General features: G+C 40.1%; 10 protein-coding genes, 1 tRNA gene and 1 pseudogene. 9 read left to right on the plus strand and 3 right to left on the minus strand.

Going from position 1 to position 12,056, the window contains the following annotated elements; genetic code table 11:
- Window positions 1-126: pseudogene (locus V5N63_RS08795) on the plus strand (RNA-binding protein); the annotation flags it as partial.
- A gap of 118 nt (window positions 127-244) precedes the next feature.
- Here V5N63_RS08795 and V5N63_RS08800 read toward each other — a convergent pair.
- From V5N63_RS08800 to V5N63_RS08810, 3 genes are all read right to left on the minus strand, one after another.
- Window positions 245-318: transfer RNA gene (locus V5N63_RS08800), tRNA-Pro, on the minus strand.
- A gap of 54 nt (window positions 319-372) precedes the next feature.
- Window positions 373-4,320, minus strand: coding sequence for a T9SS type B sorting domain-containing protein (locus tag V5N63_RS08805; protein ID WP_332033648.1), 3,948 nt, complete (start codon window positions 4,318-4,320; stop codon window positions 373-375).
- Between the two features lie 25 nt (window positions 4,321-4,345).
- The gene (locus V5N63_RS08810; protein ID WP_332033649.1) at window positions 4,346-4,693 is read right to left on the minus strand and encodes a hypothetical protein; all 348 of its coding nucleotides are present in this window, start codon (window positions 4,691-4,693) and stop codon (window positions 4,346-4,348) included.
- A gap of 307 nt (window positions 4,694-5,000) precedes the next feature.
- On the opposite strand from V5N63_RS08810, the gene hisG reads away from it, so the two are divergent.
- The 8 genes from hisG to hisIE are packed head-to-tail and all read left to right on the plus strand — an operon-like array spanning window position 5,001 to window position 11,899.
- Complete coding sequence (gene hisG / locus V5N63_RS08815; protein WP_265144230.1) at window positions 5,001-5,858, plus strand: ATP phosphoribosyltransferase; 858 nt, start codon at window positions 5,001-5,003, stop codon at window positions 5,856-5,858.
- 19 nt (window positions 5,859-5,877) lie between these two features.
- Window positions 5,878-7,170 carry a histidinol dehydrogenase gene (gene hisD, locus V5N63_RS08820; protein WP_332033650.1) on the plus strand — a complete coding sequence of 431 codons (1,293 nt, stop codon included), beginning with the start codon at window positions 5,878-5,880 and terminating at the stop codon, window positions 7,168-7,170.
- A complete protein-coding gene (hisC, locus tag V5N63_RS08825; protein ID WP_332033651.1) occupies window positions 7,160-8,197 on the plus strand; it encodes a histidinol-phosphate transaminase in 1,038 nt (345 codons plus the stop codon). Before hisD ends, hisC begins: the two co-directional genes overlap by 11 nt.
- Complete coding sequence (hisB, locus tag V5N63_RS08830; RefSeq protein ID WP_332033652.1) at window positions 8,190-9,281, plus strand: bifunctional histidinol-phosphatase/imidazoleglycerol-phosphate dehydratase HisB; 1,092 nt, start codon at window positions 8,190-8,192, stop codon at window positions 9,279-9,281. Before hisC ends, hisB begins: the two co-directional genes overlap by 8 nt.
- Window positions 9,278-9,856: an imidazole glycerol phosphate synthase subunit HisH gene (gene hisH, locus V5N63_RS08835; protein WP_332033653.1), complete on the plus strand. Its 579-nt coding sequence runs from the start codon at window positions 9,278-9,280 to the stop codon at window positions 9,854-9,856. Before hisB ends, hisH begins: the two co-directional genes overlap by 4 nt.
- The gene (gene hisA, locus V5N63_RS08840; RefSeq protein WP_332033654.1) at window positions 9,853-10,566 is read left to right on the plus strand and encodes a 1-(5-phosphoribosyl)-5-[(5-phosphoribosylamino)methylideneamino]imidazole-4-carboxamide isomerase; all 714 of its coding nucleotides are present in this window, start codon (window positions 9,853-9,855) and stop codon (window positions 10,564-10,566) included. The genes hisH and hisA overlap by 4 nt, the downstream gene beginning before the upstream one ends.
- Window positions 10,560-11,315 carry an imidazole glycerol phosphate synthase subunit HisF gene (gene hisF, locus V5N63_RS08845; protein WP_332033655.1) on the plus strand — a complete coding sequence of 252 codons (756 nt, stop codon included), beginning with the start codon at window positions 10,560-10,562 and terminating at the stop codon, window positions 11,313-11,315. The genes hisA and hisF overlap by 7 nt, the downstream gene beginning before the upstream one ends.
- Window positions 11,312-11,899, plus strand: a complete 588-nt coding sequence (gene hisIE, locus V5N63_RS08850) for a bifunctional phosphoribosyl-AMP cyclohydrolase/phosphoribosyl-ATP diphosphatase HisIE (protein WP_332033656.1) — start codon at window positions 11,312-11,314, stop codon at window positions 11,897-11,899. Before hisF ends, hisIE begins: the two co-directional genes overlap by 4 nt.
- The last annotated feature ends 157 nt before the right edge of the window (window positions 11,900-12,056 follow it).

A 12,056-nucleotide genomic window follows, 5' to 3' on the forward strand; every position in this document is an offset into this window, starting at 1 on the left:
GAAGAAATAAAGCAGGAACTGCAGATGAGCAAAAAGAATTTTAAGAAAGCCATCGGCGGATTGTACCGGGATAAAAAAATTGAAATTTTAGAAGATAAAATCCGCCTTTTGGAAGAAGGAGAATAATAGGAAAATGAATGGGAGCGGGCTTTAGCCCGCTTTATTTATTAAAAACCAAGACGGCTTTAGCCAAAATATAAAATAAAAAGAGCAGAATCCAATGTTGGAACTGCTCTTTTTTTTGTCGGGATGACTGGATTCGAACCAGCGACCCCTTGCACCCCATGCAAGTACGCTACCGGGCTGCGCTACATCCCGAACGCAGGTGCAAAAATAAGGAATCGCAGGTGATTTTCAAAATGAATTTCATCTCTAATTCCTGTTTTTTATCAATAGCCAACCGTTTAAAATACGCCCGTCAGAAACTTTAATGATATACCAATAGCTTCCGGTTGGAAGGGCACGGGAATCAAATTTTCCGTCCCATTCAAAAGTTCCGGCGGTTATTTTTGACAGGACCAGTTTTCCGTTTCTGTCGTAAACTTTAATGTCAGAATTCGGGTAAATTTCCATTCCGTCTATTTTCCATGTATCATTAATGCCGTCAGAATTAGGAGTGAAACTGTTCGGAACATTGAAAATCGTGAAATTCATCTGCCCAATTACGCAGTTTCCGGAGGTTTTTACAAATATCGTATGACTTCCGTTGGACAGATTGCTAAATATATTTGACGTTTGCCAAACAGCATTGTCCAAAGAATAGAGAAAATCCCCAGAATTCGACATAATGACTGTTGCCGTATTATTTACGATCTGAACTCCCGTAATCGTTCCGAAAGATGACTTCGTTACCATAACAGAAGATGTATTTTCGCATCCAAAAATATTTCTAACTTTTACCGTGTATTTTCCGACCTCAGAAACCGAAAGCGTCTGTTTTGTCGAGATTATAGTTGGATTGCTGTCTTTCGTCCATACGTAAGAAGAAAATCCGCTTCCTGCATCTAAATTTACTGATTGTCCTGAGCAAAATTCCGCGCTCGCAGGGAGATTCAGTGTTGGTTTTGGATGTAAAGTTAAATCCAGTTTTACGTAGACAAAACAGCCAAGTGTGTTAGAAATTTTCACATCAAACACATTTGCTCCGATGTTCAGTTTTTGGTTTGCCGGATTAGGAATTGCTTGATTCAAAGAATCAAAGAATTCGAAGGTTAAACCTGCTGTATTGGCAATAAGACTTGTTCTGTAATTATTAAGATCTACAGTCTTAGTAGTTGCTGTAGTATCATTACAGAAAGATGTTGCATAATCATTTGCCGGAATTCCGCCATTCGCAACAGCAACTTTTACCGACAGTTTGGTTGTACTTTCGCAGCCGTTTACAGATTGGGTTGCATAGTAAGTTTTACCATCCGAAAGTGGAGTAGAAGCTGTCAGTATCGTGCCTGTTGAATCATACCAAATTATATTCTGACCTGTTACCGTTAAATTAGAAACAGTAGGGTTCTGGGCTGAACAGAAATCCTGCTGAGTACTTCCTGTCGGTGCCGTAGGATCATTGAGCGTTACCGTAATTTCTGTTTTGGCACTTTCGCAGCCATTCAGCGTCTGGCTTGCATAATATTTTGTACCGTCAGTTAAAACGTTGTTTGCACTTAAAGCATTTCCTGCAGCATCATACCATTTTATGGAAGTTCCCGTAATCTGAAGATCGGAAATCTTTGGAGAAGTGATTTTGCAGAAACTTTGTGCTGCAGGGGCCGCCGGCTTTGCAACACCCGTCACTGTAACGTTTTGATTTTGAGTTAAAATAGTGCCTTGACCGTCATCGAATATCCAGTGAATTACATAACTACCGGGAATTGTATAAGTAAGAGGATCGACCGTGGTGCCAATAATCTGGGTGCCGCAACCGGTCGTTGCTGTAGGTATAGTCGTAACTGTAACGCTACAAACTCCTGTTAAATTGGGTAAAACAGCGAGGTCTAAAACAGGTCCGGTTGGGCTTCCTATATTAACATTTAGTGAAAAAATTCCGCCGCAGGATTGTCCACCAGTTATTCTCACAAAATATTCTCCGGAATTAATTGTCTGAGCATTATTTATAACAGGATTCTGTAGTGTTGAATGATAGTTATTGGGTCCGAACCACTCATAAGTTGATCCGCCTGAGGCATTTAGCTGCAGGTTCTGGCCAATACAGGTAGGGGTATATGAGATGTTAGCAGTCGACTTACAGTCTGCAAACTTTGCGATAAACATTTCGTCATTCGTTGCAGAAGCTGTTTGTTGAAATGTTCCAGGAGTTACCATTCCGGGAGTGGTGCCAAAATTTAAGCCCCAAAAATAAATATTGTTACTGTTGTCTTTGGTAATAAGCGGAATCTGCGTATGTCCGGGATAAAAAGTACCCCATATTTTATTAAGATTTTCGTCGTACTTCAAAAAATGAGAGGTGCATCCGGGGCCGCTCGTCTCCATAAACGAACCGGGTGTTGCTACTTGATCTAATCCAGCGTCACCTTGGCAGGCATAATTCGCGACGAATAGATTACGGCCAGTATCAATATATGTTGATGTCTGCAATCCATATACAACTGGAATATTTTTTTCAACAACCGTATTGGTCAGAAGATTTGCAACAAAAAAACTTGCTTGGCTTTTAGTGTAGACGTGAGCGCCGAAGAAAATTTCATCGCCAAACCTGCGCGCACTTTCAAAATAGTAAGAATGATTTTCGCCTACGTAACTTGAGCGAAGCAAGGCGCCGTTCTCGGAAAAATTCAGGTATAAACCATTGTTGTTGGTACTGCCTGGAGCTATATGACTAGTTGGCTGAAATGCGTTCACCATTGGAAAATCAGTAGCTCTTGTGGTGGCAATAATTTCGATACCATTACTATTCGCACTGAAGATTTTTCCCACTGTTGTATGGGAATTACCTGTTATATAGGAAATCCACTCCGTACTTCCGTCAGAAGCTTTAAACTTGCCAACAAATCCAGCCTGCATACCTACTGTAATGCTATTTTGAAAAGCACCGGGTGTCGCAAGGTCATCACTATAAGTTTCTCCTATAATATAAATGTTGTTATTATAATATTTTAAGTCATAAGAAATGTCTTTACTTTTTCCTCCAAATATTTTTTCGAAAACCAAAGTTCCGTCCGGCTTGAATTTTAAAATGGCGAGCTGTGCAAAATAATAATATGTATTTCCCGGATACATAGGATTAGGGATGCTTATATCTGCTACCACAAAAATGTTATCATTATTGTCAAAGTCTAAACCGCCGGAAGCATCCGAGTAATTACCACCGTAATAAGTACCCCATAACTTTTGTCCGTCTTTAGAAATTTTATTGATAAATGCATCATATCCGCCCATAATTGTTGGTTGATGGGAACCTGAAGTGGCCACATTGTTTGTACTTGATGTATAGCCGTGTAAAAAAATATTATCAAATCGATCAGGTTTTAACCATCCAAATTCATCCCCGTTTCCACCAAAATAACTTCCCCAGATTCTTGTCGGAACAGGATCGATAATTACCGTTTTGCTGAAAGTATCCTGAGTGGTTTTAAAACCGTAAGTGTCATCTCCCAAATCCGCATACTCCACCGTAAGGTCTTCTTTTTTGCCGTTGATGTCGGTCCACGAATGGGGAATGTTTTCCTGCATTTCGCCGAACCGCAGATTCATTGATATTTTTCCGTCTTTTAAATGGGTTTGCGCTCCTTTAAATTGCAGTTTTATATCGGAAATTTTACCGCCTGGATGAATGATGAAATTGTATTCTACCGGTTTCAGCGTGTCCGCCGGCTTGAAAAAAAATAAATCGATATTGGAGTATAAGTTTTTATAGATAACTTTTTCGAAGCGGTGAACATTTTCCACCCCTGCTGGGCGATGAGGAAGATTGTAATAATTATCATAGTCAGCCGATTTACCCTCTGCAATAATTGTAGGATTTTTATTTGCACCCACAAAGGTGATATCAACACGGTGAAACTGCTGTTCGATATCATATTCCGGACGTTTTTTCGTGCTTTTTAGCGGCTCTTTTTCGTATTTATTTGAGTCAGTCTTTAAAGTTCTCTTAGTTTCGTAGACATCGTAAGAAAAACCATCGGTTTTGATCTGAACATTTAATCCACCAACATTTAAAAGATATTTTACGTTCGGATTCGCATTACCGTTCTGATCAATAATCTGGCCCTTGTTCTCATAGAAAAAAGCGTCAGAATCTGTTTTGTGTTTTTGACTAAAAAATGTAGCGGAAAGAAAAAAGAAAAAGGCGAGAAGTAGAGGTTTTTTCATTAAAAAAATTATGCTCAAATATAACTTATTCCTTCCGCACCAGCAAAATCCAGTTTTCCTCTAAAAGTTTGTAACCAATGTCGTAGACAAACCGATATTCTGCGCCGTTTTTATAAATTTTCAAACTGGTGAAATACTCGAAATCAAAACCTTCGGAGGTAAGTTTATTTCGGGTAGTTTTGGTTTTACCTTCGGTGAATTTCTGTTCGCTCAGGATGCGGTGGTTTTTGCGCAGTTTATTATTAATGTTGCGCATCAGGTTTGTCGAATCTTTATTGTGTTTGTTGTTGAAGGAATTTCTGCAGCCATCGTTGCAGAATTTCTTGTCGCTTCTTCCGATAATTTTATCGCCACATTCCAGACAGTTTTCCATACTTAAAGTTTTGATAATCAAATATAAAGAATTATCCGTTTGTAACCGGATATATTTTAAATTCAAATATTTTTTATTTTTTTACGGTGTAAATAAAAAATAGTTCCTACATTTGTCCTCACAAAACAAACAGAATGTTCAATCAGTTACATCATCATCATTTTCATACTTGCACTCTCGCGAGCTGATTATGATATGTTGTAGATCACCAATATTTAATCCCGCCTGAGTAAATCAGTCGGGATTTTCTTTTTTCAAGTTCTTTTTTTTCCCTTCGATTTACTCATGCATTTTTAAAACAAATTATATGAGTAAACTCAAAATTGCCATCCAGAAAAGTGGCCGGCTCAGTGAAAAATCGATTGCGCTTTTAGAAGAATGCGGTCTTAAATTTCCCAACGGAGGCGGAAAACTCATCACCGAATCCAGTAATTTTCCTGTGGAAATTCTGTTTCTACGCGATGATGATATTCCGCAGTACGTGGAGCAGAATGTCGCCCACATCGGCATCATTGGTGAAAATGTGTTTCTCGAAAGCGAAAAAAAAATCACCATCGTTGAAAAACTGAATTTTTCGGCCTGCCGTTTAAGTTTAGCGGTTCCAAAGGAAACTGATTATGAAGGGCTGACATTCTTTAATAATAAAAAAGTAGCCACTTCTTATCCGAATATTCTGGGAAATTATTTCCGAGAAAATGGCATTAACGCAACGGTAGAAGTAATTTCCGGAAGTGTAGAAATCGCACCGGGAATTGGTTTGGCCGACGGAATCTGCGATATTGTAAGCAGTGGATCTACTTTGCTTTCCAATGGATTGAAAGAAGTGGAAACCGTTCTTAAAAGCCAGGCGGTTTTAGTATCGAATCAAAATCTGGATGAAGAAATACAGTCTGTTTTAAATAAATTACTTTTCCGGATCCGTTCCGTTCAAAAGGCCAGAGAAAACAAATATATTCTTCTCAATACGCCGAATAATCAGCTCGAAAAAATTATCGGGATTCTTCCGGGAATGAACAGCCCCACGATACTTCCATTGGCAAAAGAAGGGTGGAGCAGCCTGCATTCCGTCATAAGTGAAGAGAAGTTCTGGGATATTATCGACGAACTCAAAGAAGCTGGTGCCGAAGGAATTCTGGTAGTCCCAATTGAAAAAATGATTCTTTAAAACACGTAAATTTAATCCAATGAAAACCATTATTAATCCACCATATACCGATTGGGCTGAATACTGTGAACGGCCTTCTTTTCCTGCCGAAGACCTGGAGGAAAAAGTTGCTGCTGTTTTAGAGGAAGTACGTCTGGAAGGCGATAAGGCATTGAAAAAACTGACTTTGGCTTTCGATAAAGTAGAGGTAGAAAATATAAAAGTTTCCGCGATGGAGATTGAAAAAGCAGGGTCCGAAGTTTCTGACGATCTGAAAGAAGCTATTGAGGTAGCGGCCGGCAATATCCGTATTTTTCATTCCGCTCAGCAAGTGAAAGAACCAGCCGTGGAAACCATGCCTGGAATAAAATGCTGGAGAAAAAGTGTTGCCATTGAAAAGGTCGGTCTGTACATTCCCGGCGGTTCTGCACCTTTGTTTTCAACGGTTTTAATGTTGGGAATTCCCGCCATGATTGCCGGATGCGGGAAAATTGTATTGTGCACGCCTCCCGACAAAAACGGCAACATTAATCCTGCAGTTTTGTATACCGCTTCTTTTCTTGGCATTAACGAAATTTATAAAATAGGTGGTGCGCAGGCGGTTGCAGCTTTGGCTTTCGGTACAGAAACAGTTCCTAAAGTTGACAAAATTTTCGGGCCCGGAAATCAGTATGTCACCAAAGCCAAAGAATTGGTTCAGAAAAACGGCATCGCGATTGATCTTCCCGCCGGACCCAGTGAAGTTCTGGTAATTGCAGATTCCACTGCTGATGCTGATTTCGTAGCTTCAGATTTGCTTTCTCAGGCAGAACACGGACCAGACAGTCAGGTTGTTTTGGTTTCAGATTCTGTGGAACTGGTAGAGAAAGTGAAAATTGCTTTGAATGAGCAGCTGAGCGTTTTACCCAGAGCATCTGTTGCTGAAAAAGCACTCGAAAACAGTTTTTCTGTGGTGTTAAATTCCATCACCGAATGTATAGATTTCAGTAATCTATATGCGCCGGAACATTTAATCCTTGCCATTGAAAAGGCTGAAGAATTTGCTGACAAAATTCAGAATGCCGGTTCGGTTTTTCTGGGGAATTATTCCTGCGAAAGTGCAGGCGATTATGCAAGCGGAACCAATCACACCCTTCCTACAAACGGCTATGCCAGAAATTACAGCGGCGTTTCTTTAGACAGTTTCGTGAAAAAAATTACTTTCCAGAATATCAGTAAATCGGGGTTGCAGAAGATTGGCAGATCAATTGAGGTGATGGCAGAAGCAGAACAGCTTTTGGCACACAAAAACGCGGTTTCCATAAGACTAAAAAAAATACAGGATGAAAAATAAAATTCAGGCGCTCGTCAGAAAAAACATTCAGGCTTTGGCTCCGTACTCCAGCGCGAGAGATGAATATTCGGGAAAAGAAGGCATTTTTCTGGATGCCAACGAAAACCCGTTCGGGATCTACAACCGTTATCCCGATTCTTATCAGCCGGCTTTAAAAGAAAAATTGGCGGAACTCAAAAACATTTCGACTAAGCAGATTTTTATCGGGAACGGAAGTGATGAGGCAATCGATCTGGCATTCAGGATTTTTTGTGAACCCGGCAAAGATAAAGCGCTGACTTTTGTTCCGACGTATGGAATGTATGAAGTTTCGGCAAATATCAACAATGTGGAACTTATTAAACTTCCTTTGGATGAGGATTTTCAGATGGACAGAAATCTTTTACAGCCTTATTTTTCGGATCCAAACCTGAAACTGATTTTTATCTGTTCGCCCAATAATCCTACCGGAAATTTATTGCGGACTGAAGACACTGAGTTTATCCTTAAAAACTTTAACGGAATCGTACTCATCGATGAAGCGTATATTGATTTCTGCGATCAGCCTTCTTTCATTCAGAAAATCAACGAATATCCCAATTTAATCGTGATTCAAACCTTAAGCAAAGCGTGGGGATTAGCCGGAATCCGTCTCGGAATCGGTTACATGAATGAAGAAATTCTTTCCTATTTCAACCGCGTGAAAGCACCTTACAACATCAGCACAGTCAATCAGCATACAGCCCTGGAAATTTTAGGTAAAGAATCGGAATTTAATCAGAAAGTAAAGAATATTTTAATTGAAAAAAAACAACTCATCCAAAACCTTTCCGGTTTAAAAATCATCAGAAAAATTTATCCTTCCGATGCCAATTTTCTTCTGGTAGAAGTAGAAAATGCTGATGAACTCTATGAAAAGCTTATTGAAAGAAAAATTATCATCAGAAACCGCAATTCTGTCATCAAAAACTGTATGCGTATTTCTGTAGGAACGGCGGAGGAAAATCAAGAATTATTAAATGCATTAAAAGAATTCAGCAATGACTAAGAAAGTTTTATTTATAGACCGCGACGGAACCATCATCCGTGAACCTGAAGATTTTCAGATCGACAGTTTCGAAAAACTCGAATTTCTTCCTAATGTCTTCAGCAGTCTTTCAAAAATTGCCAGAGAACTCAATTATGAATTGGTGATGGTAAGCAATCAGGACGGTTTGGGAACAGATTCTTTTCCGGAAGATACATTTTGGCCGGTGCACAATTTCATCATCAATACTTTAAAAAATGAGGGCGTAAATTTTGCAGAAATCTTTATTGATCCGTCTTTTGAGCACGAAAATAAACCCACCAGAAAACCCGGAACTGCAATGCTCAGCAAATATATTTACGGAAATTACGATCTTGAAAATTCCTTCGTCATTGGCGACCGGAAAACCGATATCAAACTTGCGGAAAATTTAGGCTCAAAATCCATGTTCATCGGTGAAGAAGAAAATACGCTGGCAACTTTTGTCACCCAAGACTGGAACGAAATTTATCAGTACTTGAAATCGGTCCCAAGAATCGGAAAAGTGAAAAGGGAAACCCTGGAAACTTCCATCAATATTGAAGTGAATCTCGATGGCAGCGGCGTTTCAGAAATAAATACGGGTTTGCCTTTTTTCGATCATATGTTGCAGCAGATTTCCAGACACGGCAACCTCGATCTGAAAGTTCAGGTAAAAGGCGACCTCGAAATTGATGAACATCACACGGTTGAAGACACTGCGATCGCTTTGGGCGACGCTTTTCTACAGGCGCTCGGAAACAAGAAAGCGATTTCGCGGTACGGCTTTTTATTGCCGATGGATGACTGCCTGGCTCAGATTGCCGTGGATTTCGGTGGAAGACCCTGGCTGGTTTGGGAAGCGGAATTTAAAAGAGAGAAAATCGGAGATGTTCCCACCGAACTGTTTTTCCATTTCTTTAAATCGTTCAGCGATCAGGCAAGATGTAACCTCAATATTAAAGCTGAAGGCGACAATGAACACCACAAAATCGAGGCAACCTTCAAAGCTTTTGCAAAAGCAGTGAAAATGGCGGTGAGCAAAACCGAAAACTATAACATCCCTAGCACCAAAGGAATTTTATGATCGCAATATTGAAATACAATGCAGGAAACGCGCTTTCCGTGGAAAATGCGGTAAAGTGGCTCGGCTACGAAACAGTTATTACGGATGAACCGGAAGTACTGAAAAGTGCTGAAAAAGTAATTCTTCCGGGAGTTGGAGAAGCAGCTTCTGCCATGAATTATCTGAAAGAAAAGGGACTCGGTAAAGTAATTAAATCCCTGAAGCAACCGGTTCTCGGTATATGTCTCGGGATGCAGCTGCTTTGTGAATCTTCGGAAGAAGGTGAAACTGAAACTTTAGGAATCTTTAAAACAAAAGTAAAAAAGTTTCCGCCCGAAGATCTTGTGCCTCACACCGGCTGGAATAATTTTACCTCCGTGAAAGGAAAACTTTTTGAAAACGTAAAACCCGAAGAGAACTGCTATTTTGTTCACAGTTATTACGCGGAAATCAGTGATGAAACCGTGGCGGTAACGGATTATATCCTCTCTTTCAGCGCGGCTCTACAGAAAGATAACTTCTACGCTACCCAGTTTCACCCCGAAAAATCTGCGCCAACAGGAATACAGATTTTAAAAAACTTTCTAAACTTATGAGAATTATACCGGCCATCGACATCATCGGTGGAAAATGTGTGAGATTAACCAAAGGCGATTACTCCACCCAAAAAATATACAGTGAAAACCCGCTGGATATGGCTAAAATATTTGAAGATGCAGGCATCCAATATCTACATGTTGTGGACCTTGATGGTGCAAAAGCCAAACAGATTGTCAATTATAAAATATTGGAAGTTTTGGTTTCCCAAACGAATTTGAATGTGGATTTCGGCGGTGGTATTAAATCCGAAAACGATATTAAAACTGCTTTTGAATGTGGTGCAAAGCAGATTACTGTGGGAAGTATTGCCGCCCAAAATCAGGATTTGATGTTGGAATGGCTCATGAAATACGTGGCTGAGAAAATTATTCTGGGCGCCGACTGTAAAAACAGGAGGATTGCCACCAATGGCTGGCTCGAAAACAGTAATCTTGATGTGATTTTTTTTATTAAAGACTACGAGAACAAAGGTGCAAAATACAGTATCGTGACCGATATCGATAAGGACGGAATGCTTTCGGGACCGGCTTTTGAACTGTATGAAGAGATTTTGACAGACACCACCATCAGTCTCATTGCAAGTGGCGGAATCACCACAATAAAAGATGTTCAGAAGTTGAAAAATATTGGCTGCGAAGGCGCGATTATCGGCAAAGCCATTTATGAAGGCACCATTAACCTCAAAGAATTATCCGAATTATGTTGAAGAAAAGAATCATCCCGTGTTTAGACATTAAAAACGGAAGAACGGTAAAAGGAATCAATTTTGTTGATATTCAGGATGCCGGCGATCCATTGGAGCTTGCCAAAAGATATGTTGACGAAGGCGCAGATGAACTGGTTTTTCTTGATATCACAGCAACGCTCGAAAACCGGAAAACACTCACGGAACTTGTAACCCGAATCGCTTCGGAAATCAATATTCCGTTTACGGTCGGAGGCGGCATTAATACTTTAGAAGATGCAAAAAAAATAATAGATTCCGGTGCGGATAAAATCAGTTTGAATTCTGCAGCAATCCTAAGACCAGAACTGATTACCGAGATCGCGCGTGAATTTGGAAACCAGTGCGTCGTTTTGGCAGTCGATACAAAATTTGTGAATGATGAGTGGAAGGTTTTCCGCAGTGGCGGGACAGTTTTTACAGAATTAAAAACCGTTGATTGGGCAAAAAAAGGCGCCGAACTTGGAGCCGGTGAAATCCTCCTGACTTCGATGAATAATGACGGCACAAAGAACGGTTTCGCCATAGACATCAGCAAAGCAGTCTCTGAAGCAGTTACCATTCCGGTGATTGCATCAGGAGGAGCGGGAACGATGGAACATTTTGCGGAGGTTTTCAACAGAACGAATGTCACGGCGGCATTGGCTGCAAGTGTTTTTCATTTCGGACAGATCCCGATTCCTCAACTTAAAAAGTATTTACAAACTCAAAATATCCCTGTAAGAATATGAAACCCAATTTTAATAAATCAAATGGCCTGATTCCCGTAATTATTCAGGATGAGGTGAGCCTGCAAGTGCTGATGCTGGGATATATGAACGAAGAAGCGTTCGAAAAAACTGTGATAGAGCAGAAAGTAACTTTCTTCAGCCGAAGCAAAAACCGCCTCTGGACAAAAGGCGAAACTTCCCGAAACTTTCTTTGTGTGAAAGACATCAGGCTCGATTGTGATGACGACACTTTACTCATTCTCGCGCAAGCGGAAGGGCCGACCTGTCATAAAGGAACGGTTTCCTGTTTCCGTACAGAAACTGCAAAAGGATTTTTGTATCAGCTGGAGCAAACCATTCATCAAAGAATTGATCAGGATGTGGAAAATTCCTACACCAATCAACTGCACAAAAGAGGAATTAATAAAATCGCCCAGAAAGTAGGCGAGGAGGCCGTGGAACTTGTGATAGAAGCAAAAGACGACAATGCAGAACTTTTTAAAAACGAAGCAGCAGATTTATTGTATCATTATTTGATTCTGTTGAAAGCGAAAGGGTTTTCTTTAGCAGAAATTGCATCAATTTTAAAGGAACGGGAGAAATAACACCTGCTTTTTTTAATAATTTTTGGAAAAACGGATGCGGATTTACGGTGAGTTAAACTAATTTTTTTTACGGCCGGTAAGGCTTCAGGAATTCGTAGGTAATATCATTCAAATACCGTTCAATAAATTCTTCTTCTTCCTGAACATCTATTGCAAG

The organism is Kaistella sp., from assembly GCF_032060305.1.
GTDB lineage: Bacteria > Bacteroidota > Bacteroidia > Flavobacteriales > Weeksellaceae > Kaistella > Kaistella yananensis.